This is a genomic window from Micromonospora sp. WMMD1102, from assembly GCF_029626265.1.
Classification (GTDB): Bacteria; Actinomycetota; Actinomycetes; order Mycobacteriales; family Micromonosporaceae; genus Plantactinospora.
In genome coordinates this window covers 2,721,415-2,741,699 of sequence record NZ_JARUBN010000001.1, presented here as the reverse complement: position 1 = coordinate 2,741,699, position 20,285 = coordinate 2,721,415, and the positions used below count along the sequence as shown (strand labels likewise).

The 20,285-nt window shown below is 71.7% G+C and carries 25 protein-coding genes and 1 pseudogene; 13 read left to right on the top strand and 13 right to left on the bottom strand.

The genetic code is table 11. From position 1 onward, the window contains the following. Window positions 1-80 precede the first annotated feature (80 nt). Together O7626_RS12110 and O7626_RS12105 are read left to right on the top strand one after the other, a co-directional pair. Window positions 81-479 (top strand): DUF4260 domain-containing protein, encoded by a 399-nt coding sequence (locus O7626_RS12110; RefSeq protein WP_278061263.1) that lies wholly within the window; start codon window positions 81-83, stop codon window positions 477-479. Then, the gene (locus O7626_RS12105; RefSeq protein ID WP_278061262.1) at window positions 476-757 is read left to right on the top strand and encodes an Imm1 family immunity protein; all 282 of its coding nucleotides are present in this window, start codon (window positions 476-478) and stop codon (window positions 755-757) included. Before O7626_RS12110 ends, O7626_RS12105 begins: the two co-directional genes overlap by 4 nt. Before the next feature lie 94 nt (window positions 758-851). On the opposite strand, the gene O7626_RS12100 is transcribed toward O7626_RS12105, so the two are convergent. From O7626_RS12100 to O7626_RS12090, 3 genes are read right to left on the bottom strand one after another with little or no spacing between them, the layout of a single operon-like run. Next, on the bottom strand, window positions 852-1,241 hold the full coding sequence (locus O7626_RS12100) for an Imm1 family immunity protein (RefSeq protein WP_278061261.1): 390 nt from the start codon (window positions 1,239-1,241) through the stop codon (window positions 852-854). A 38-nt stretch (window positions 1,242-1,279) separates the two neighbouring features. Further along, window positions 1,280-1,540: a hypothetical protein gene (locus tag O7626_RS12095; RefSeq protein ID WP_278061260.1), complete on the bottom strand. Its 261-nt coding sequence runs from the start codon at window positions 1,538-1,540 to the stop codon at window positions 1,280-1,282. Then, entirely contained in the window at window positions 1,537-1,791 is a 255-nt protein-coding gene (locus tag O7626_RS12090) for a DivIVA domain-containing protein (RefSeq protein ID WP_278061259.1), read from the bottom strand. The genes O7626_RS12095 and O7626_RS12090 overlap by 4 nt, the downstream gene beginning before the upstream one ends. Window positions 1,792-2,318: 527 nt before the next feature. Between O7626_RS12090 and O7626_RS12085 the strand changes: the two genes are divergently transcribed. From O7626_RS12085 to O7626_RS12065, 5 genes are all read left to right on the top strand, one after another. After that, complete coding sequence (locus O7626_RS12085) at window positions 2,319-3,317, top strand: transcriptional regulator (protein WP_278061258.1); 999 nt, start codon at window positions 2,319-2,321, stop codon at window positions 3,315-3,317. 7 nt (window positions 3,318-3,324) lie between these two features. Further along, entirely contained in the window at window positions 3,325-4,047 is a 723-nt protein-coding gene (locus tag O7626_RS12080) for a 5-formyltetrahydrofolate cyclo-ligase (protein WP_278061257.1), read from the top strand. A gap of 42 nt (window positions 4,048-4,089) precedes the next feature. Further along, window positions 4,090-4,605: a hypothetical protein gene (locus O7626_RS12075; RefSeq protein ID WP_278061256.1), complete on the top strand. Its 516-nt coding sequence runs from the start codon at window positions 4,090-4,092 to the stop codon at window positions 4,603-4,605. A gap of 85 nt (window positions 4,606-4,690) precedes the next feature. Further along, entirely contained in the window at window positions 4,691-5,167 is a 477-nt protein-coding gene (locus O7626_RS12070) for a hypothetical protein (protein ID WP_278061255.1), read from the top strand. After that, window positions 5,062-5,970, top strand: coding sequence for a cytochrome P450 (locus O7626_RS12065; RefSeq protein WP_278061254.1), 909 nt, complete (start codon window positions 5,062-5,064; stop codon window positions 5,968-5,970). Before O7626_RS12070 ends, O7626_RS12065 begins: the two co-directional genes overlap by 106 nt. A 51-nt stretch (window positions 5,971-6,021) precedes the next feature. On the opposite strand, the gene O7626_RS12060 is transcribed toward O7626_RS12065, so the two are convergent. From O7626_RS12060 to O7626_RS12040, 5 genes are all read right to left on the bottom strand, one after another. Beyond that, entirely contained in the window at window positions 6,022-6,891 is an 870-nt protein-coding gene (locus tag O7626_RS12060) for an ABC transporter ATP-binding protein (RefSeq protein ID WP_278061253.1), read from the bottom strand. A gap of 32 nt (window positions 6,892-6,923) precedes the next feature. Continuing rightward, window positions 6,924-7,715 carry a hypothetical protein gene (locus tag O7626_RS12055; RefSeq protein WP_278061252.1) on the bottom strand — a complete coding sequence of 264 codons (792 nt, stop codon included), beginning with the start codon at window positions 7,713-7,715 and terminating at the stop codon, window positions 6,924-6,926. 5 nt (window positions 7,716-7,720) lie between these two features. Beyond that, on the bottom strand, window positions 7,721-8,446 hold the full coding sequence (locus tag O7626_RS12050; RefSeq protein ID WP_278061251.1) for a hypothetical protein: 726 nt from the start codon (window positions 8,444-8,446) through the stop codon (window positions 7,721-7,723). Window positions 8,447-8,592: 146 nt separating this feature from the next. Continuing rightward, a complete protein-coding gene (locus O7626_RS12045; protein ID WP_278061250.1) occupies window positions 8,593-9,498 on the bottom strand; it encodes a zf-HC2 domain-containing protein in 906 nt (301 codons plus the stop codon). Then, the gene (locus O7626_RS12040) at window positions 9,495-10,070 is read right to left on the bottom strand and encodes a sigma-70 family RNA polymerase sigma factor (RefSeq protein ID WP_278061249.1); all 576 of its coding nucleotides are present in this window, start codon (window positions 10,068-10,070) and stop codon (window positions 9,495-9,497) included. The genes O7626_RS12045 and O7626_RS12040 overlap by 4 nt, the downstream gene beginning before the upstream one ends. 235 nt (window positions 10,071-10,305) lie before the next feature. On the opposite strand from O7626_RS12040, the gene O7626_RS12035 reads away from it, so the two are divergent. Together O7626_RS12035 and O7626_RS12030 are read left to right on the top strand one after the other, a co-directional pair. Next, a complete protein-coding gene (locus O7626_RS12035; RefSeq protein WP_278061248.1) occupies window positions 10,306-11,607 on the top strand; it encodes an asparaginase in 1,302 nt (433 codons plus the stop codon). Between the two features lie 78 nt (window positions 11,608-11,685). Next, window positions 11,686-13,053, top strand: a complete 1,368-nt coding sequence (locus O7626_RS12030; RefSeq protein ID WP_278061247.1) for a TrpB-like pyridoxal phosphate-dependent enzyme — start codon at window positions 11,686-11,688, stop codon at window positions 13,051-13,053. A gap of 32 nt (window positions 13,054-13,085) precedes the next feature. Here the strand turns inward: O7626_RS12030 and O7626_RS12025 are convergent, their stop codons facing one another. From O7626_RS12025 to O7626_RS12015, 3 genes and pseudogenes are all read right to left on the bottom strand, one after another. Continuing rightward, window positions 13,086-13,493 (bottom strand): VOC family protein, encoded by a 408-nt coding sequence (locus tag O7626_RS12025; protein ID WP_278061246.1) that lies wholly within the window; start codon window positions 13,491-13,493, stop codon window positions 13,086-13,088. Between the two features lie 12 nt (window positions 13,494-13,505). Continuing rightward, window positions 13,506-14,060: an SRPBCC family protein gene (locus O7626_RS12020; protein WP_278061245.1), complete on the bottom strand. Its 555-nt coding sequence runs from the start codon at window positions 14,058-14,060 to the stop codon at window positions 13,506-13,508. Window positions 14,061-14,188: 128 nt separating this feature from the next. Then, window positions 14,189-14,509: pseudogene (locus O7626_RS12015) on the bottom strand (metalloregulator ArsR/SmtB family transcription factor); the annotation flags it as partial. A gap of 141 nt (window positions 14,510-14,650) precedes the next feature. Here O7626_RS12015 and O7626_RS12010 point away from each other — a divergent pair. After that, window positions 14,651-15,757: an SMP-30/gluconolactonase/LRE family protein gene (locus tag O7626_RS12010; protein ID WP_278061243.1), complete on the top strand. Its 1,107-nt coding sequence runs from the start codon at window positions 14,651-14,653 to the stop codon at window positions 15,755-15,757. Between the two features lie 34 nt (window positions 15,758-15,791). Here the strand turns inward: O7626_RS12010 and O7626_RS12005 are convergent, their stop codons facing one another. Beyond that, the gene (locus O7626_RS12005) at window positions 15,792-16,520 is read right to left on the bottom strand and encodes a hypothetical protein (protein WP_278061242.1); all 729 of its coding nucleotides are present in this window, start codon (window positions 16,518-16,520) and stop codon (window positions 15,792-15,794) included. 152 nt (window positions 16,521-16,672) lie between these two features. Here O7626_RS12005 and O7626_RS12000 point away from each other — a divergent pair, with 152 nt between their 5' ends. The 3 genes from O7626_RS12000 to O7626_RS11990 all read left to right on the top strand — a co-directional run bounded on the left by O7626_RS12000 (window position 16,673) and on the right by O7626_RS11990 (window position 18,680). Continuing rightward, window positions 16,673-17,128, top strand: coding sequence for a helix-turn-helix domain-containing protein (locus tag O7626_RS12000; protein WP_278061241.1), 456 nt, complete (start codon window positions 16,673-16,675; stop codon window positions 17,126-17,128). Further along, window positions 17,121-17,513 (top strand): DUF4180 domain-containing protein, encoded by a 393-nt coding sequence (locus O7626_RS11995; protein WP_278061240.1) that lies wholly within the window; start codon window positions 17,121-17,123, stop codon window positions 17,511-17,513. Before O7626_RS12000 ends, O7626_RS11995 begins: the two co-directional genes overlap by 8 nt. A gap of 147 nt (window positions 17,514-17,660) precedes the next feature. After that, window positions 17,661-18,680: a nucleotidyl transferase AbiEii/AbiGii toxin family protein gene (locus O7626_RS11990; RefSeq protein WP_278061239.1), complete on the top strand. Its 1,020-nt coding sequence runs from the start codon at window positions 17,661-17,663 to the stop codon at window positions 18,678-18,680. 16 nt (window positions 18,681-18,696) lie between these two features. Here the strand turns inward: O7626_RS11990 and nhaA are convergent, their stop codons facing one another. Next, window positions 18,697-20,013, bottom strand: coding sequence for a Na+/H+ antiporter NhaA (gene nhaA, locus O7626_RS11985; protein ID WP_278061238.1), 1,317 nt, complete (start codon window positions 20,011-20,013; stop codon window positions 18,697-18,699). Window positions 20,014-20,285: the final 272 nt, after the last annotated feature.

Below are 20,285 nucleotides of genomic sequence, written 5' to 3'. Positions count from 1 at the left end.
ACGCGGTACGCGTGCGCCGGGCCGGCCTTCCCGCCGGCCCTGCACACCCAGTCGATCCCGGACAGGCACCGAGGTGTGAGATGCCAGATCTGAACCCGGTCGCAGCGCAGCGCATCGAGGCCGTTGTCGTTGCCGCCCTGGCCGTCGTCGTGACCGTCACCGCCGGGTATTCCTGGTGGTGGCTGCTTGCCCTCTTCCTCGTCTTCGACCTGTCCATGCTCGGCTACCTGCACGGGCCACGACTCGGAGCCACCTGTTACAACCTGGCGCACTCCTACACCCTGCCGGCGCTGCTCGGCGCGGTGGCCGTGATCGCGACCGCACTCGGCGACCCGATCGACTGGCTCGCAGTCCTGGCCATCGCGTGGGCATTCCACGTCGCGGTCGACCGCGCCCTCGGTTACGGGCTCAATACGGCCGAGGGGTTCGAAGACACCCACCTCGGTCGGATCGGGAAGGCCCGGCGCCTCGACAAGTGATCCGGCCGGGTCAGGTGAAAGGCTGGCGGGCCGGCGGCTACCTGAAGGCGGCGATGTTGCGCGCGGCCCAGTTTGCGAAGCTGCGCGCCGAGTTCAGCTACGGCGGCCAGGCCACTGACTACCACCCGGCCGAAACAAGGATCACCCCCGCACGGGCGTTCGAGGTGGTGCGCGAGATCGTCGGCACCGGCGAACGACCGACGACCGTGGACTGGGACGAGCAGGGTGCGGCTCCGGTGGATGGCGGCCCGGTCGTGGCTGACGACCCCTGGGCCTGACCGGCGGGATGGCGTCATGAGCGCCGCGCACCGGTGGTGACGCGTCACACGCCCTGTTGGAGGCACAAGAAGCCGTCCGAGTGCCACTTCCGGGCTAACTGTCGCGCCAGCGGACCCGGGTCGGGCGGGCGCCAGTCGCCGCGTACTCGAGGGCGGCATCACGGACCGCACCCGGGGTCACGCTGGCCAGGTCCGGACCGCAAGCGATGCGCTCGCCGCCGTAGTCGAACTCGATTCTCTCGACTTCGGCCGGCCACGGCGGCAACTCCGGCTCGTAGCCCGAACTGCCGACCGGCCCGGTCCAGTAAAGGAATCCCCGGACCGGATGCCCGAGCCCGAGCTGCAACGACGGCAACGCTGGCGGCATGCCCGGCCGGAAGCCCGGCTCCAGGAACCTGGGCGGATAAAGCCCGACCACCTGCGGTTCAGGGGCGAGCGCCGCCAGGCAACCCAGCAGGGCATCCAGTTCGGCGACGCTGCCCACCTCCTCCCACCTGCCCTGCCCCCACACCGCCGCCACCATCACCCGGCAGCTCCGGCATCTTCCGAGGACGGCCCACCCTCGCCCGGTCTGGCAGGTCTCGGCAGGTCGGTGAGCCGGCCTGCCAGGACCAGCCGCTCGTAGGCCCACCGCCACTCGTCGCACCGGCTCCGCCCACACCGCACGCACACCCCGAGGTCGGGATCGTTGGCGTGCGTCAGCATCGTGTCCCGGAAGTGCGCCGCCATCTCGTCGGAGACCTCGACGGCCGCGGACGGCCGCCCGACCGGTAGGTCCGTCACCGCCGATCACCCCGGCACCGGCCGTCGGTGAGCCGGGCGTTCCGGGTCTGCCAGCTTCGCAACGCCGCCTTGATCCGGTCCGCGTCGGCGCGGGCGACCCGGACGTCGCGCCGCAGCAGGTCCACCTCGTCGGCCAGCCGGGTGAGGAACCGGTACACCTCGTCCGGGTCCAACCCGCGCCGCCACGGCCCCCGCCCGAACCGGACCGACCGGATGTCCGTCGAGGTCAGCCTGGGATACACCGCGCTCACCGCCGACCACCACCAGCCTGATCGGGTACGCCCACCAGCGCCCCAACCGCAACACCACCCCACCCCACCCTCCGGGCGGCTCCCGCAAACCAGTACACCTGTGCCCTCCCGACGTCGTCCGCGCCTGTCGTGGATCGACACCGAGGCGGGCGGGGTCGGCAGTCCGCCACGCCGGCATGGCGGAAACCGTTGGCCACAGCACCCGCCCCGGGCCGTACGACCAGCCTTCTGGCCAGGGATCCGACGGCACAGTGTGCGACTTTCGTGGAATCGAGGCGGAAATGTTGCATCTCAGCCGGAGATCTGGATAACTGTCCAATGGCGCCCCTGCTGACAAGCCACGACGGAAGGCACCCGCAATGGCTTTGAGGAGACATCGTCTGGTCAGCCGACGAAAGTCGGTCGGGCACACCCAGGAAAGCCTCGCCGAGAGGCTTGGTGTCGATCGCACTACGGTCGTGCGCTGGGAACGTGCCGAGTCGGAGCCCCAGCCGTGAGTACGCCGAGGACTCGCCAATGCTCTTCAGGTGACCTTGGAGGAACTCGCCCAACTGCTTGAGGAGGTTGAGGAAGCGAGAACGCGGCAGGGTGGTCGTCTCGCGTACGTGTTGAAAAATCCACGGGCAGCCGATCTCGCGACCGTCTCCTACCTCCGCCGGGAACTTGACACCATCACCGACACGTACGACACCATGCCATCTACCTCGCTGTTACCGACTGCGGCACGCCTACACAGTGAGATCACGTTCCTACATTCCTACGCGTCGCTTGGCGGGGTCCGGCGAGCACTGGCCACCGTACAGGCCGCCTCGGCGATGCTAATGGGACAGCTCGTCTGGGATGCCTCGCAGCGTCGGGATTGCCGGACCGCCGTCGGGTACTACAACCAGGCAGTCGGCGTCGCCAAGCAGAACGGTGATGTTCTACCTGAGGCGCATGCGCGGCTGCGCGCCGGCTTCGTGGCCCTCTACGCCGACTGCGAGCCCAAGCGAGGGTTGGCCCGAGCAGCCCAAGCAGCCCGACTCGCGACCAGCGTTGGTAGCTATGCATTGGCCGGCCTGGCGATGCTGCACGTCGGAGAAGCAAACGCGATGATGGGAGAGCGCTCCTCATGTGAGGAGGCACTTCGTCAGGCAGAGGACTGGCTCCAGAGGGTAGACGCAGCCGACCCAGCGCACCGGCTCGTGGCAGCCGAGCAATTCAACCGGATGGCGGGGTCCTGTTACCTGGCGCTCGGGGAACCCCGGAAGGCCCAGGCCGTACTCGAAGCCACATCTCTCGCCATGCGTGGACGAGAAAAGTCTCGCTCTATCGTCCTCGGAAACCTTGCCCTGGCCCACATTCGGCAACATCACATCGACGAGTCGACTGCCGTACTGCACGAGGCGATCGACATTGTCGAACAGACCCGGGCTGGCGGCGGGGCAAACGTCCTATTCGGCGCATGCCGAGAGCTTCAGGCATGGCGCAACAACCTCAGCGTTGACGACGTGACCGACCGGGTACTTTCACTCATGGCGAAATGAGGGGTGCATGAATATCAACCAGGAGAAGCAGGAGGTACGTGAAGAAGTATGGCGCCGGCTGGAGAAGTTGGGTGCCACCCTGCCTCCTGGTGCACACGGTCGGATTCCAAACTTCCTTGGTGCCGACCGGGCGTCCGCTCGACTGGCCGACCTACCACAGTGGCAGCAAGCCCGGGTGGTCAAATCCAACCCGGACAAAAGCCAATTGCCGGTTAGGCTGCAAGCACTCAGGGACCACAAGCTGCTTTATATGGCCGTTCCCAGGCTCGCCGCTCCCCGGCCGTTCTACTTACTCGATCCAAGCAACCTCGGCGCTCCGCCCGACCTCATAGCCACTGGGGCGGGTGCAGCCGCCCACGCCCCCACCGTCGACGTTGCACAAATGCAGCCGATTGAGATGGTGATTTGCGGTAGCGTGGCCGTAAACCGCTACGGAGTGCGCGTCGGCAAGGGAGCCGGTTACTCCGACATCGAGGTCGCCCTCCTGACTGAGGCCGGTCTGATTACGGCTGCTACGTTACTTGTCACGACGGTCCACCAACTTCAAGTTCTTGACGCACCCCTACCCGAATCGCCACACGACTTCAGTGTCGACCTGGTCGTAACCCCCGACGAAGTTATTTGGTGCGGCCACCCTCGGCGGCCTCTCGGTATCTACTGGGACGCACTCAGCGACGACAAGATTGCCGAAATCCCAGCCCTCGCGAACAACGCCCGACGTCCGAGGTGAGGTCGGTGTGTCGGAGCTGAAGTCCCGGCGTATCCTCGTTCGATGTACGGTGCCGACGAGCTTCGCGCCGCCCTGCCCGGGACATGGCGGGTGCTCGCGACCACCTTCCCGATGTGGCTCTCCGGTCGGCGGCTGGCGCCCACCTTCAGCTACACCCTGCTGCCTGGCGAGCCGCTGGTGTTGCGGGACGAGGTCCGCTACCGGACCCGGTCGGGGAGGTCGCGGTCGATCGTCGGCACCGACCGCTTCGACCCGGCGTCCGGCGGTTTCGTCTGGCGCGGCCGACATCTCCTCGCCGCACTGACCAGCCGGTGGCGGGTGGCCCGGCTCAGCGACGACGGTAGTGTCGCCACCCTCACCTTCGGCCGGTCGATGCTGACGCCGGCCGGTGTCGACATCATCGGCAGAGGCCCCGGGGAGCGACCGGAGCTGCAAGCTTCCGCCTCTCCGGAGTCGTTGGGTCTGGACGCGGCCGAGTTCGCGGCCCTGCGCTGGCTGCCGCCCGTCGACGTGCTGGAGCCGGACGAGCGGTCGGGGCAACGCGACCGGCCACAGTGAACGGTTAGCATCGAGGGATGCAGCGTCGTCCGGTAGCGGTCTGGTGACCGTCGAGCGGCTTGCGCCGCCACCGATCGTTCCCGGGATGCCGATGCTCGGCAACGCCCTGAGCATGGTGGGAGACGTCCAGGGCTTTCTCGTCCGGGCGTACCAGCGGCACGGCGGGATCTTCCGGATCCGGGCCCTGCACCAGTCGTTCACCGTGCTGGCCGGCGCCGAGGCCAACCACCTGCTGCGCGACCGGGGCGACGAGCTGTTCTCCAGTGCAACGACGATGGGCGGGCTTGACCGGGAGTTCGACATGCGGGTGCACGTGCTGCGCGGCCGACCGCACCGGCACCTGCGGAAGTTGCTGGCCACCGGGATCTCGCGCGACCTGCTCGCGGCCCGCTGGGAGACGGTCACCGCCGAGACCGAGCGGATGCTGGCGGACTGGCGGACCGGCCCAGCCTCGCCGTGGTCGACCAGTTCCAGCGGCTGGCGGCGGCCCAGCTCTCCGTCACGCTCACCGGTGCTAGTTCGGTCGAGCGGTTCGACACCCTCCGGTACGCCTTCGAACTGATGCTCGACGTCACCCTCGCCGGGAAGTGGCCACCGGCGGTGCTCCGCTGGCCGGCGTACCGGAAGGCCCGGGCGGAGATCCTGGCCTTCGCCCGTACGTCGCTGGCGGAGCGGGCCGCCCGACCGGCCGGCGGCCCGGCGGACCTGCTCGACCAGGCGCTGCGGGCCGTGGACGAACACGGCAACCCGTATCCGGCCGAGATTCGGGCCGGGATGGCTCTCCAGGGTTACTTCGCCGGCATCAACACGGTGGCCTACCTCTACAGCTTCATGCTCTACGCGCTGCTGCGTCACCCCGAACTGCTGGCCCGGGTCACCGCCGAGGTCGACGCCGTCTACCGCCGCGACGGCCGGCTCCGCTTCGACGACCTGCGCAACCTCGGCACACTGCGGGATCTGGTGCTGGAGACGCTGCGGGTGTATCCGCCGGCGCCGGCCTCGGCCCGGACCGCCCGGACGACGTTCGGGTTCCAGGGGCACCGGGTCGAGGAGGGCAGCCGACTGCTGGTCGCGACAACGGTGCCGCACCGGTTGGCCGAGTACTATCCCGAGCCGCAGCGCTTCGACGTCGACCGGGACTTCGCGGCCAGCCGGCGGGCCGGCGTCTACGCCCCGTTCTCCGTCGGCAGCCACACCTGCCTCGGCGCCGGGATGACCGAGGTGCTCGCCGTCGCCACCATGGCGATGCTGGTACGCCGGCTCCGGCTGGCACTGCCCACCCCGGACCACGAACTCCGGATCCGGGCGACTCCGGGACCGAACCCGGGTCGACGGTTCCGGGTCGCGGTGCTGACCGACCGGTAGCGGGCCGCTCCGCACCTCGGATCACCGGCAGCCGCCGACCGCCGAGGCCGGTTACCTGGCGGCGCGCTGCATCAGGGCCACGTATCCGTCCTCAAGGGATGGTGCGGCCGGCCGCGCGTCCGGGGTCGGCGGTGTCGGGCTGACCACCCGGTAGTGGGTGCCGTCCGACCGGCTGACCGCCGAGACCACCACGCCGGTCGGCGGCGGCGCCCCGACACCGGACACCACCTCCCAGGTCGCGCCCTCGCCGACCCGGACCAGGTCGGTGACCAGCCCGGTGTAGACAACCCGGCCGCCCGCCATCACCGCCGCCTGCTGGCAGGTCTGCGCCACGTCCTCCACGATGTGGGTACTCAGCAGCACCGTCCGGTGCCCGGCCAGCCCGGAGAGCAGGGTCCGGAAGCGTACCCGCTCCTCCGGGTCCAGCCCGGCGGTCGGCTCGTCGACCACGATCAGGGCCGGGTCGCCGAGCAGCGCCTGCGCGATGCCGACCCGCCGGCGCATGCCACCGGAGAAGCCTTTCATCCGCCGGCCGGCCACCTCGGTCAACGCCACCAGTTCCAGCAGTTCGTCCACCTGCCGGCGACGCGCCTTCGTGTCGTCGAGTCCCTTGAGCAACCCGACGTAGTCCAGGAACTCCCGGGGCGACAGGTCGGGATAGAGCCCGAGATCCTGCGGCAGGTAACCGAGCCTGCGCTGCACGGCCAGCCGACCGGCCCCGGTTGCCAGGTCGTGCCCGCCGACCCGCACCTGCCCACCGCTGGGCGGCAGTACTCCGGCGAGGATCCGCATCAACGTGGTCTTGCCGGCGCCGTTCGCGCCGAGCAGCCCGTACATGCCGCCGGGGATGGCCAGGTCGACCGAGTGCAGCGCGGTGACCCTGCCGAACCGGCGGGTCAGACCGGTGGTCTGGATGTCCATGCGGGAAGAGCCTTTCGGAAAGGGGAGGCGGATCAGGGGGCGTGCCGGCGGCGGGACAGCACGACGTGCGTGACCAGCAGCGGCAGCAGGCCGAGCAGCACGAGCAGGACGATGCTGAGCAGCGCACTGCCGGCGCCCGGTGCGGGACGCAGGAAGGAGAGCCAGCCGGGTACCCCGGCGAAGAGCGCCAGCTCGCCCGCCAGCCAGCTCGCCGGGTAGTCGCCGATCGGGGTGAGCAGGGTGCCGGTCAGCGACGGCAGGAAGTCCGGGGCGAGCATGTTGCCCCAGAACCAGTACCCGACGAAGAGCACCCGGAACAGCGGCGCGGAGACGGCCAGCGGGCAGGTCACGGCGAACCCGGCGACGAAGGCCAGTCCGGGGAGCATGACGACGGCGAACACCGGCACCGCCCAGCCGAGCATCAGCGGGTCGCCCCGGTGCACGCTCTCGTAGCCGCCGGCGACGAGCATCACCAGCAGGACCGGCAGCGCGGTGGCGACGAGCCCGCCGAGGTACTTCCCGGCCAGCAGCAGACCCGGCCGGACCGGCAGGCTCTCCAGCAGCGGGGCGGTGCCGAGCCGGCGGTCCCGGATCAGCCGGTCCGCAAGCACCATGCCGAAGCCGAGCGGCACCAGGATGCCGAACAGCAGCGCCCAGCCGGTCATCACCTCCGGCGCGGACGCGTCCGCCGGCAGGTAGCGCGGCCCGCGCGGCCCCTGGAAGAGCGCGATGACCGCCGCCAGGACCAGTGTCGCCAGCCACAGCGACCGTTTGCGGGCCTGCATCCGGAACTCGTACCGGCCGACCGCGAGCAGTTCCGACATGCCGCTCACTCCTCCTCTTCGGACAACAGCAGATGGGGGCGGCGCAGCAGCAGTGCGACCGTCGCGGCGAGCAGCAGCCCGGTAAGCGTCAACACCAGCCGGTTCGTCAGCCAGCCCTCCCCGGTGCCGACCCGGCTGGTGGTGAACAGGAACAACGGGCGGGTCAGGTCGTGTCCGACCAGCGGAGCCGCGAAGATCTGCTCGCCGATCCAGAGCCCGGCGACGGCGCTGCTGGCCAGTACGACGCTGCGGCCGGCGAGGGCCAGCAGTACCGCGAGGGCGGCCAGCCAGAGCGTCGGCGGTGCCCAGACCAGTGCCGAGGCGAGCGGGTCGGGGCCGGTCCACCAGCCGGTGAGGCCGAGTCCTGCCGAGTAGGCCAGCGCGGCGAGCACGGCGGCCAGCCCAAGGATGCCGAGTCGGCGGCCGAGGGTGCGGGCGTACCGGGTGGGCAGCGCGAGTTGCAGTTCGCGGGCGTCGTCCCGGGCCACCAGGGTCACCGCGGTCATCGCCACCGCCAGCGGCAGCAGCGCCTCCAGGCCGGTGAGCAGCAGGTCGCCGATCTGCCGTCGGCCGGCTCCGCCGTTGCCGGAGAGCAGCGCCATGGCGACCGCCACCACCAGGCCGGCCGGAGGCGCGACGCCGGCCGCCCAGCCGGCCCGCCGGGCCTCGTGCCGCCAGAGCTGCGTGCTTCCGTGCCGCCGCAGCGGAATGTGCCAGGAACCTTGTGCCATCACGCAACTGGGTGCGTCGGCGGGCTGCCGGGGTTCACCGGCCCGCCCGGTGACCCGGGCCACACCGGCCCGCCCCGGTTGGCCCGGGTGCCGAACTTGAGGGCCGGTCAGCGTCCGTAGGCGCGGGTGCCGAACTCCAGGGCCGGTCAGCGGCCGTAGGCGCGGCGTCCGAGGCTGGCCGGCAGGTGCGGTAGGAGTACCAGTGTGCCGGCCATCAGCAGCGCCGCGCACAGCAGCAGCGGCCCGCTGGTCCGCCAGAGCGGTTCGACCAGCCGGTCCACCGTGCCGTCCAGCGCGTTGGAGCCGGCCAGCAGGCGGAGTACCCAGAGGCCCATCGCGACCCCGATGCCGACCGCCGGCCGCCAGAGCACCGACAGCGCGAAGCTGACCGCCGAGAGCAGGGCCATCGGTCCGAGCCAGGCGGCGAAGAGCCCCGGCGGCGCACCCGCGTCGAACCAGGCCAGCCCGAGGGAGGCGGCCGAGGCGGCGCCGAAGATCGCGCCGAGCACCAGGGTGAGCCGGGCCAGCAGCACCGCGCGTACCCCGGTGCGGCTCGCCGCGACGAGTTCGCCGGCCGGGTCGGTGCCGCTGCCGCAGGCCCCGGCCACTCCGAGCGCCGCGACCAGGGGTACCACGATGGCCAGGACCTGCTCGGAGCTGCCCGGCGGCGCCCAGCCGGCGACGGCGGTGCCGGCCGCCATCACCACGGCGGCGACCGGCCAGACCCGCCGGTCGACCAGCCGGCGCTGCGCGGCCAGGATCCGCACCGCCCGTCGCCCGGCGGCGCCGCCGAGCGGTGCCGCATACCGGGGTACGCCGGGCGCGGCGCCCCGGGCCGGCGCCAGCCGGGCAAGCACCGCGGCCAGCAATCCCGGCGACGGTACGCCGACCCCCGCGACCCGGTCACCGACGGCGTCGGCCACCCGTCGCCAGGCGGTCAGTTCGGCGGCACAGCCGGGACAGTCGGCGACGTGCCTGGCCACCGGGTCGGCCCGCTCCGCAGGCAGGGTTCCGGCGGCGAACGCCGACAGCAGCTCACTCGGATGGGTCATCGTCCCGCCTCCCGTCCGGAAACCCCGACCGGCGCACTGTCGGCGGGCAGTGCCCGGGCCAGGCCGGCCCGGGCGTGGAACAGTCGACTCTTCACGGTGCCGACCGGGATGCCGAGCACCTCGGCGATCTCGGCGTGCGCGAGCCCGGCGCCGAAGGCCAGCTCCAGCACCTCCCGGTGCGCCGGAGCCAGCTCGGCCAGGGCGGCGGCCACCGCCCGGGCGTCGGCCCGGGCCAGCGCCACCGCCTCCGGACCCGGCTCGCCGGCCGGCACCTCGGCGGCGGCCTCGACCGGCAGCGGAGCCGGCCGTTGCCCGGTCATCCGGCGCAGCGCCTGCCGGCGGCAGATGCTGAACAGCCAGGTACGCACCGCCGACCGCCCCTCGAACGAGCCGGCTCCCCGCCAGGTGGCCAGGAAGGTGTCCTGGAGCGCCTCCTCGGCCCGCCCACGGTCACCGAGCAGCCCCTCGGCGTACGCGAGCAGCGGCTGGCCGTGCCGGGCGTACAGCTCCTCGAAGGCGCGCTGGTCCCCGGCGGCCACCCGGTGCAGCAGCTCGCGGTCGACGTCATCCATCCCGTCCTGGGTAGCCCGCCGGCCCGCCCGGGTTCACGCTCCGGCGGCAATTGTGCCCGTCGTCACAGCCTCCGGCCGGGCTGGGCAGTGCCTCGGCCGGGCTGGGCGTCGGGTGGAGGGCTCCCCGGGTTTGCGCCGAACGTGACGCACAACGAGAAATGATCTTGTAACGCCGCGGAAAACCGCAGCTCGGACGATGCCATTACCCCCGTCCCCCCGCAACTTGGAGGTCGCATTGTCCAGCCTTCCGGGTCGGCTCCGGCCGACACCTCGGCGCCTGGCCGCCGTACTCGTCCCGGTCCTCACCGCGGCGCTCACCGCCACGGTCGTCTCCGTGCTCCACCGCTCCCCCGAACCGGCAGCCGTGGCGCTGCCCCCGATCAGCGGCACGGTCTCCGGGGTCACCGGGCCGACCGAGATCCGCAGCGTCGAATACGGCCGGGCGGTCGCGGCCGCGAAGGCGAAGAAGCCCAGGGTCACCGTGATCGGCACCGGCGGCACCATCTCCGGCGTCGCCACCTCCCGGAGCAGCTTCACCGACTACCAGTCCGGCCGGATCGCCATCGGTGACCTGGTCGCCCGGCTCCAGCCGGAGATCGGCCAGGTCGCCGACGTCTCCACCGTGCAGTTCGGCAACAAGGGCTCCGGCGGTTACACCATCGCCGAGTTCCACGCCCTCACCCTGGCCGTGGAGGCGGCGCTGAAGAAGTCCGACGCGGTGGTGGTGACCAGCGGCACCGACACGATGGAGGAGTTCGCGTACTGGTTGGACCTGACCGTGCGCAGCCGCAAGCCGGTGGTGCTGACCGGTGCGATGCGGCCGTGGGCGGCGGTGACCCCGGACGGGCCGCAGGTGATCGGCGCCGACGGACCGGCCAACCTGTACAACTCGATCGTGCTGGCCGCCAGCCAGTCCACCTACTGCTACGGCACTGTGTTGATGCTCGGCGACGAGTTCCACGCCGCCCGGGACGTCACCAAGACCAGCTCCTACCGGATGGACACCTTCCAGTCCCGCGAGCTGGGCGTACTCGGCTGGGTCGACGGGCCGAACATCAAGGTCGGCCGGGCACCGGCCCGGGTCGCCGACTGCGACGCCAAGCAGCGCTGGCTGACTCCGTTCGACCTGTCCACGATCGCCCCGACCGCGCTGCCCCGGGTCGAGGTGGTCTACGGCTACCAGCAGGCCGGCGGTGAGGCGATCACCGCGTTCGCGGACGCCGGGGTCAAGGGCATCGTCACCGCCGGCACCGGTGCCGGCGGCATCTCGTCGGCGCAGAGCAGCGCCCGGACCGCCGCCGCGGCCAAGGGGGTCGTCTTCGTCAGCACCACCCGGACCGGGTCCGGCTCGGTCTACGGCGGCAGCACCAGCGCGCCGATCATCGCCGGGGAGGACCTGCTGCCGCAGAAGGCGCGACTGCTGCTGATCCTCAGCCTCGCCTTCGCACCGACCGACCTGGCCAAGGTGCGCGGCTGGGTCGGCACGCTCGGCAATCCGGAGTGGCACACCGCCCCCAAGGGCAACCCGAAGGACTGACCGCGGCGCCGGGCGGCGGCGGGCCGGTGGCGCGACGACCATGGACAGCAGGCCGTCCGGTCGGTTCAATTCGTGACCATGGGTGAGCCGAGCAAGATTCTGCTGGACGAGTCGGAGATGCCGCGCCGCTGGTACAACGTCGTGGCCGACCTGCCCGCCGCGCCGCCGCCGGTGCTGCATCCCGGCACACTGGCCCCGGTCGGGCCGGACGACCTGGCACCGCTGTTCCCGACGAGCCTGATCGAGCAGGAGGTGACCGCCGAGCGCTACGTGGACATCCCGGAGGAGGTACTCGACGTCTACCGGCTCTGGCGACCGTCCCCGCTGTATCGGGCGCACCGGCTGGAACGGGCGCTCGGCACACCGGCCAAGATCTTCTACAAGTACGAGGGGGTGTCGCCGGCCGGGTCGCACAAGCCGAACACGGCGGTGCCGCAGGCGTACTACAACGCGGCGGCGGGAGTCCGGCGGCTGACCACCGAGACCGGGGCCGGCCAGTGGGGCACCGCGCTCGCCTTCGCCTGCTCGCAGTACGGCCTGGACTGCGAGGTGTGGCAGGTGCGCGCCTCGTACGACCAGAAGCCGTACCGGAAGATCATGATCGAGATGTTCGGTGGCGTGATCCACCCCTCGCCGTCCGAGCTGACCGCGGCCGGCCGGGCGGTGCTGGCGAGCCACCCGGACTCCCCCGGCTCGCTCGGCATCGCGATCTCCGAGGCGGTCGAGGTGGCCGCCGGCAGCCCGGACACCAACTACGCGCTGGGCAGCGTGCTCAACCACGTACTGCTGCACCAGACGGTGATCGGCGAGGAGGCGATCACCCAGTTCGGCAAGGTCGGGCTGACCCCGGACGTGATCGTCGGGTGCACCGGCGGCGGCTCCAACTTCGGCGGGCTGGCGTTCCCATTCCTCCGGGAGAAGCTGGCCGGCCGGATGGAGGTGACGATCCGGGCCGTCGAACCGGCGAGCTGCCCGTCGCTGACCCGGGGCGTCTACGCGTACGACTTCGGCGACACCGCCGGGATGACGCCGCTGATGAAGATGCACACCCTCGGACACGACTTCATTCCTGACCCGATCCATGCCGGCGGGCTGCGCTACCACGGGATGTCACCGCTGATCTCGCACGTCTACGAGCTGGGGCTGATCGAGGCGGTGGCGAAGAACCAGCGGGAGTGCTTCGAGGCGGGCGTGCGGTTTGCGCGTACCGAAGGAATCGTGCCGGCTCCCGAGCCCACCCACGCGCTGGCCGCCTGCATCGAGGAGGCGCTGCGGTGCAGGGAGACCGGCGAGGAAAAGGTGATCCTGACCGCACTGTGCGGACACGGGCACCTGGACCTCGCCGCCTACGGCGCATACCTCGCCGGTGACCTGGCCGACCACGAACTCTCCGAGGCGCAGCTGCACGCCGCCACCGCCGGACTGCCCGTCGTGGACGGACGGTAGCCCGTCGCCTCGCCCCGACGCGGCGTGGGCGGCTATCCCCGGGAGGAGATCTGCTGTACCGCCCAGCCGTTGCCGTCCGGATCGCTGAAGAAGACGAACCCGACGTTGTCCAGCGGGTCGTCGACCGGCCTCGGGTTCTCGCCGAGCACCTGGATCTCGCTCACCTGGACGCCCCGCTCGACGAGTTGGGCGCGCGCCTCGGCCAGGTCGGGGACGACCAGTTGCAAACCACGCAGCGAGCCGGGCGGCATCTCCGGTACGGCGCCGGTGCCGATCACGACCGAGCAGCCGGAGCCGGGCGGGGTGAGCTGGACGATGCGCACCCCGTCGCCGATCCGGGTGTCGTGGTCGACGTGGAAGCCGAGTTGGTCGGCGTAGAAGCTCTTGGCCCGGTCCACGTCGGAGACGGGAACAACCACCACTTCCAGGGTCCAGTTCACGATGACTTCCTCTCAGCGCGGGCGTTCGGCTGCGTGTCTGTGCGGGCGTTCGGCTGCGTGTCGTCGGGTGGTCGGCAGGTCTCCGGTCAGCTCCGCCAGCAGGTCGTCGAGCCGGCCGTAGCCCTCGGCGACACCTCGTCGCATCGGATAGCGGAGCACCCGGTCCCGGCCCTCCGGGGTGGCGTACCGGATCGTGGTGGTCAGGGTGGTCAGTCCGGCCCGTTCGACGAGCCGGTGGGCGATCAGGGTGTCGCCCGGGTACGACTGGTCGTCGTACCGCTCGGTGTAGACCAGCCGGCGGGAGGGCTCGATCAACTGGTAGAGCCCGCCGTGCGCCATCTCCGCGCCGCCGGGGCCCCGGGAGACGAACCGCCACGCGCCGCCGACCCGCAGGTCCAGCTGGCAGTCGACGAGCTGCCAACCGTGCGCGCCGAACCAGCGGCGGAGCAGGTCGGGGCGGGTCAGCGCGTCGAAGAGCAACGCGGCCGGCGCGTCGAAGGCCCGGGTCAGCACGATCTCCAGGTCGGTCGGCGTGGTCACGGTCAGCTCCCGACCGCCGCCGCTCACCGGGCCCGCCCCGGGCCGCTCTCGGAACCCTGCTCCGCAACGGATCCGGCGCTGTTGCCGGCGGCCTCGGCGGCCTGCGGCGTCGTCCCGGCGGCGTGTGCCGGCGTCCCGGCGGCGTGCGTCTCGGCGGCCTGGAGTTCGGCGAGCAGGCCGTCGAGTCGCTGATAGCTCTCCGCCCAGTAGTCGCGGTAGTTCTCCAGCCAGTCCACGGCCGCCTTGAGCGGCTGCGCCTCCAACCGGCAGGGCCGGCGTTGCGCGTCCCGCCCCCGGGAGATCAGCCCGGCCCGTTCCAGCACCTTGAGATGCTTGGAGACGGCGGGCTGGCTCATCGCGAACGGGGCGGCCAACTCGGCGACGCTCGCCTCTCCGGCGGCCAGCCGGGCGAGGATCGCCCGCCGGGTCGGGTCGGCCAACGCCGCGAAGGTCGCGTCGAGCAACCTCGGACTCATGTTCGTAACCTTTCGGTTCTATAACTACATGGTTTATATCCTCGCCCGGTCGGGGCCGTCAAGCCCTCTTCGTTGGGCACCGCCCGGGGCTGGACCGGCTCCGACCGGTGCGGACAGCGAGGTCGCTGGATACCATCGGCCATGGCCAGACCCAGGATCGACCCGGTCACCTGGCGACCGGAGCGGGCACCGGCCCGAGCCCGCCACGGTCGCGGGGCAAACCCGATGCCACCGGTACGCCTGCACGCGGTCCCCGGCCAGGGACCCGAGGACATCGCTGTCGACTCCGCCGGGCGGGTCTACACCGGACTCACCAACGGCCACCTGGTGCGACTCCCGGCAACCGCCGACGCCGGTCGGCAGGTCGGTCGGGTCGACGCCGATGGCGATGGCGACGCCGATCGCGATGCCGTCCTTCGACCGGTCGCCGAGACCGGGGGTCGGCCGCTCGGCATCGAGGTGGACCACGACGACCGGCTGGTGGTCTGCGACGCCGTGCGCGGACTTCTCCGGGTCGATCCGGCCACCTCCGGGGTGAGCACCCTGGTCGCCACCGGCACTCAGGTCGGATCGGCGCCACTGCGGCTGTGCAACAACGCGGCGGTCGCCGAGGACGGCTCGATCTGGTTCAGCGACTCGTCCCAGCGTTTCGAGCTGGTGCACTGGAAGGCGGACCTGCTCGAACACTCCGGCACGGGGCGACTGCTGCGGTGGCATCCGGACGGGCGTACCGAGGAGGTGCTGACCGGGCTCCAGTTCGCCAACGGAGTGGCCCTGGCGGCCGACGAGTCGTACGTGGTGGTGGCCGAGACCGGGGCGTACCGGCTGACTCGGGTGTGGCTGTCCGGGCCGCGTACCGGAGAGGTGGACCGGCTGGCCGACAACCTGCCGGCCTTTCCCGACAACCTCGCCCGGGACGGCGACGGGCTGCTCTGGATCGCGATGGGCTCGCCCCGCAACGCGCTGCTGGACCGGGTCGCGCCCTGGCACCCGGCGATCCGGCGGGCGGTCTGGGCGCTGCCGGAGGCGTTGCAACCGAAGCCGGCGAACACCGCCTGGGTGCAGGCGCTCGACACCGACGGCCGGGTCCGGTACGACTTCCAGGCGACCGTCCCCGGCTTCGCCACGGTGACCGGCGTACGCCGCCACGGCGACACCCTCTGGCTGGGCAGCCTGCACGGCGGTGTCGTCGCCGCCTTCGACCTGCCGGCCACGACCTCGGCGGCAGACCCGCCCGACCCGAGCTGACCGCCCGACCCGAGCTGACCGCCCGAGGGCGTGGTTACGCCGCCGAGCGCAGGCGTTCCACGGCCTTTGCCGTCAGGTTCCGGACGAAGGACTCGTCACCGCTGGCGTTCTCCCAGCCCAGATCGGCCACCACCGTGACGTGGTCACCGACCCGGGCGACCACGGCCGGAGTGGTGGTCACCGCTTCGTCGCCACCGTAGTCGAACCGGGCGGAGACCCGGAGCAGCAACGACTCGTCCCCGGCCGGACCGGTCCCGGCGGCTTCCCAGCGGTGCTTGCCCGGATCCAGGCTGCCCGGACAGCGCCGTACCGCGGCCACGATCTCGGCGAAGGCCGAATCCGCGTGCCCCGGGTGCAGCCCCACGTACTGCAGGACCACCCGTGGGGTCTCGTTCGCGGCCGGGCTGACGTACGCCCGCATGGCGACGGCCGCGACCCGGGTCGCGTCGCCCGGATACGGTGTACCGCACGGCCGCGCCGGTCGCAGGTGGGCGTTGTCGCCTGCCGGCAACGGTTCGAGCTTCGCCCCGCCGAGATCCTCCGGTCGCAGCAGCGCCGACGAGGGGATCACGTCCGACGCCCCGGGCGACGGCGAGCCGGACGCGGAGGGCGAGCCGGGTGGCGAGTTCGGCTCGGCCGTGGACGGGGCGGACGACGAGGTGCCGGTGGGAGAGGGCCCGGCGCCGCCGTCGGCGGAGCAGCCGACCATCAGGGCGAGCGCCACTGCGGTGGCGGACAGGGCGGTTGGACGCGAACGGCGCATTGGCACTCCCGGTGGTGGTCGGCTCCTCGGCACCGCACTGCCCACGCGGCAGTTCCGACAAACGTGATTTCCCCGGACGACTCACTCCGCACCTGCCGCAGGCAGTCCGCAAAATTCCCTATCACTACCTTTTAGTGTTAGGTTAGCTGCTGATGAGTAATGAAATGTACTCGGTCGAGCAGGTGGCCGACCGGCTCGGCCTGCACGTCCGGACCGTGCGCGGATACATCCGCTCCGGCCGGCTCCGGGCGGTCCGGATCGGCAAGCAGTACCGGATCGCCAGAGCCGATCTCGACGCCCTGACCGGCGGCCCGGACCCGGCCCCGCGCGGCGGACCGGCCGTCGTCGAGGTGTCGAGCATCGTGCAGATCGACGGCGTCGGCCGGGCGGCGGCCGACCGGCTCGGCACCTTCCTGCTGGCCGGGGCCAACACCAACCACGACCCCGCGCGTCCGCTGCGGGTGCAGACCGTGCACGACGAGGAACGAGGCCGCATGAAGATCGTGATACTCGGTGACGCGGAGTCCACCGCCGAACTGCTGCGCCTGCTCGACGCCGTGCTGCACGGCGACAACGGCCTGCTCGACGGGGAGGTGCGGGGTGCCTGACGAGATCCAGGACCGGGCCGGGATGCCGGTGCTGGTCTGCGACCCGGCCGGGCCGCCGATCACCACCGAACGCGACGCGCTGGACCTGATCGGCGCCGCATTCCTCGGCGCCGCGGTGGTCGCGGTGCCGGCGAGCCGGTTGGACCCGAGCTTCTTCTCCCTCGGTACCCGTTTCGCCGGCGAGGTGATGCAGAAGTTCGTCAACTACCGGCTGCGGCTGGTGGTGGTCGGCGACATCTCCGGACATCTGGCGACGAGTTCGGCGCTGCGCGCCCTGGTGGACGAGTCGAACCGGGCCGACCAGATCTGGTTCGTGCCGGATCTCGACGCCCTCGACGACCGACTCCGCGCTCTGGCCGACCGGCCGGGCGCCCGTCTGGCCTGACGGGTTCCGGTCCACCCGCCGCGCGTTCCTGCCGCAATTCTCGGCCACACGCCTGCCGCTCGACGCCCGTGCCGCTCGACGCCCGCAACACCTGAGCGTCCCAAGCCGGGGCACCGCCCGTCGTACCGGGCCGGTAGCCTGCCCGCCGTGAACAGCCCAGCGGGGGCCGGAGTCGGGCTGACCGACGAATTCGCGGCCCGGCGTGCCGTACTCGACCACGTGCTCGCGCTGGTCGGCACGGCACCCTGCGGCGACGCCCTGGTGCTGCGGGGCAGCATGACGATGCGGTCCTGGGTCGGTGACCGGGCACGGGAGCCGGGCGACCTCGACTGGGTGGTCCGGCCGCGCGTTCCGGTCCCCCTCGACGACCTGCATCCGCACCCCTATGTCGACTGTCTCGACCCGGTCCGGCTCTGGCCGGAGGCGGTGCACGGGGTGCCTCGGGACGAGCCCTGGATGTTCGAGGACTTCGACACCGGCGGGCTGCCGGCGCGGCTGCCTCCGGAGGGGCTGCACTGGGTCGAGGCCGCCGAGACCGCCGCGCTGCCCCGCCCGCACGAGGACGTCGCCGAGTTGCTGCGCCGGCACCCCTCGGCCGGTGCCGACGTGCGGGTCGAGCCGGACGGGATCGTCGAGGAGCACACCTGGGGCTACTCGTACGACTCCGGATATCGGGACGTCGACGGGTCGGGCGGCGGCGGAAGCCGGCTCGTCGTGCCGTGGCGGGCCGGCGACGCGCTGGCCGGCACGGTCCGGCTCGATTTCGCGTACGACGAGCGGCTGCCCGAGCCGCCCCGACTGCTCGCGGTGCCCCGGCGGGACGGTGCCGGCCCGCCGACGGTGGTGTGGGCGGCGACGCCGGAACTCTCACTCGGCTGGAAACTCCAGTGGCTCTGCGTCGACCAGGCCGTCGAGGGACTGTCGGCCGGAAAGGACCTCTACGACGCCGTACTCCTCGCCGAACTGCCCGGCGTACGGCTGTCGCCCCGGCTGCTCCGTACGCTGCTGCACCGGATCCCCGACCCGGATCTGCTGCGACCGTCGGCGGTCCGGGGCTGGACGGTCGACTGGTCGGCCCTGCCCAGCGGGCATCCGCCGGCCGGGACCGACCCGGCGCCCTGGCTCGACCGGCTGGCCGCCGCGCTGTCGGCGGGCCTGCTGGGCTAGTCGGGACATCCCGGCGTCACCGGGCCCGCTGGTCCTCCTCGTCCTGCTCGTAGACGTCCGGCACTCCGTCGGCGTCGGAGTCGCGCTCCTCCAACAGGCAGATCCGCTGGTAGTGCCGGTTGCGGGCGCGCAGTACGACCGCGGCCAGCAGCGCCGCGACCAGCGAGCCGAGCAGTACGCCGATCTTGGTGTGGTCGTCGCGGTCGCTGCCGGCGCCGAACGCCAGCTCGCCGATCAGCAGGGAGACGGTGAACCCGATGCCGGCCAGCAGGGCGAGGCCGAACACGTCCCACCAGCCGAGCCCTTCGGCGAGTCGGGCCCGGGTGAACCGCTGCACCAGCCAGGTCGCGCCGAAGACCCCGACGACCTTGCCCACGACCAGCCCGATCACCACCCCGATGGCGACCGAGTCGCGCAGCGAGGCGCCGAGGCCGCCCGCGCCGACCACCGACACCCCGGCGGCGAAGAACGCGAAGATCGGCACCGCGACCCCGGCGGAGATCGGCCGGAACCGGTGTTCGAAGTGCTCGGCCAGACCCGGGCCGGGTCCCGGCTTCCGGCGCAGCACCGGCACGGTGAACGCGAGCGCGACCCCGGCGACGGTGGCGTGCACCCCGGAGGCGTGCACCAGCGTCCAGGTCACCGCGGCCAGCGGCAGCAGCAGCCACCAGGACCGGACCCGACGCTGGACCAGCAGGCCGAACAGGGCCAGCGGCAGCAGCGCCAGGAGCAGCCAGCCGAGGTGCAGTGCGCTGGTGTAGAAGATGGCGATGATCACGATGGCCAGCAGGTCGTCGACCACCGCCAGGGTGAGCAGGAAGGTGCGCATCGCCGCCGGCAGGTGCGTGTTGATCACCCCGAGTACGGCCAGCGCGAAGGCGATGTCGGTGGCGGTCGGGATCGCCCACCCGGCCAGCGCCCCGTTCCCGGCGTTCAGGTTGACCGCCGTGTAGATCAGGGCTGGTACCACCATCCCGCCGACGGCGGCCGCGACCGGCAGCATCGCCCGGCGGGGTTGCCGAAGGTCCCCGGCGACGAACTCGCGCTTGAGTTCCAACCCGGCGACGAAGAAGAAGATCGCCAGCAGGCCGTCGGCCGCCCAGCTGCCCAGCGACAGTTCGAGGTGCAGCGCGGCCGGCCCGATCGTGAGATCGCCGAGCGACCGGTATGCCTCCGACCACGGCGAATTCGCCCAGACCAGGGCGATCACCGCAGCGATCAGCAGCAGCACCCCACCGACGGTCTCGGCACGCAGGATGTCCGCGATCCGGCGGGCCTCGGGCCAGCTGCCCCGGGAGAACAGGCTCGGCGTGCGGCTGCCGGGAGTTGCCATCAGGGAGCCTCCGGTGGGGTCGACGAATGCAGCGCCGACCAGACTTCCCGGCACACCCGATCCCACCCTATCGAACCCACGATCACCACCCCAACAGGTAAGCCCGGCTGGCGGTGCCACCGGTTGCCGGAATCCCTCTACCGGAACCCCGGTCGGAAGCGCGGTCGAAGAGAATCCGGGTCGGATGTCGGATCCGGACCCGTGCCGATCGTCTACCAGGTGACGGGCCACCGCCCCGGAGGCGGGCCACTGCCCTACGACATGGAAGGGGA

Bases quoted from the DNA above. Each gene is read 5' to 3' on its own strand.
- O7626_RS12110 (WP_278061263.1), top strand. From the start codon at position 81: ATGCCAGATCTGAACCCGGTCGCAGCGCAGCGCATCGAGGCCGTTGTC.
- O7626_RS12080 (WP_278061257.1), top strand. From the start codon at position 3,325: ATGAATATCAACCAGGAGAAGCAGGAGGTACGTGAAGAAGTATGGCGC.
- O7626_RS12075 (WP_278061256.1), top strand. From the start codon at position 4,090: ATGTACGGTGCCGACGAGCTTCGCGCCGCCCTGCCCGGGACATGGCGG.
- O7626_RS12070 (WP_278061255.1), top strand. From the start codon at position 4,691: ATGCCGATGCTCGGCAACGCCCTGAGCATGGTGGGAGACGTCCAGGGC.
- O7626_RS12060 (WP_278061253.1), bottom strand. From the start codon at position 6,891: ATGGACATCCAGACCACCGGTCTGACCCGCCGGTTCGGCAGGGTCACC.
- O7626_RS12055 (WP_278061252.1), bottom strand. From the start codon at position 7,715: ATGTCGGAACTGCTCGCGGTCGGCCGGTACGAGTTCCGGATGCAGGCC.
- O7626_RS12050 (WP_278061251.1), bottom strand. From the start codon at position 8,446: ATGGCACAAGGTTCCTGGCACATTCCGCTGCGGCGGCACGGAAGCACG.
- O7626_RS12045 (WP_278061250.1), bottom strand. From the start codon at position 9,498: ATGACCCATCCGAGTGAGCTGCTGTCGGCGTTCGCCGCCGGAACCCTG.
- O7626_RS12040 (WP_278061249.1), bottom strand. From the start codon at position 10,070: ATGGATGACGTCGACCGCGAGCTGCTGCACCGGGTGGCCGCCGGGGAC.
- O7626_RS12030 (WP_278061247.1), top strand. From the start codon at position 11,686: ATGGGTGAGCCGAGCAAGATTCTGCTGGACGAGTCGGAGATGCCGCGC.
- O7626_RS12010 (WP_278061243.1), top strand. From the start codon at position 14,651: ATGGCCAGACCCAGGATCGACCCGGTCACCTGGCGACCGGAGCGGGCA.
- O7626_RS12005 (WP_278061242.1), bottom strand. From the start codon at position 16,520: ATGCGCCGTTCGCGTCCAACCGCCCTGTCCGCCACCGCAGTGGCGCTC.
- O7626_RS12000 (WP_278061241.1), top strand. From the start codon at position 16,673: ATGAGTAATGAAATGTACTCGGTCGAGCAGGTGGCCGACCGGCTCGGC.
- nhaA (WP_278061238.1), bottom strand. From the start codon at position 20,013: ATGGCAACTCCCGGCAGCCGCACGCCGAGCCTGTTCTCCCGGGGCAGC.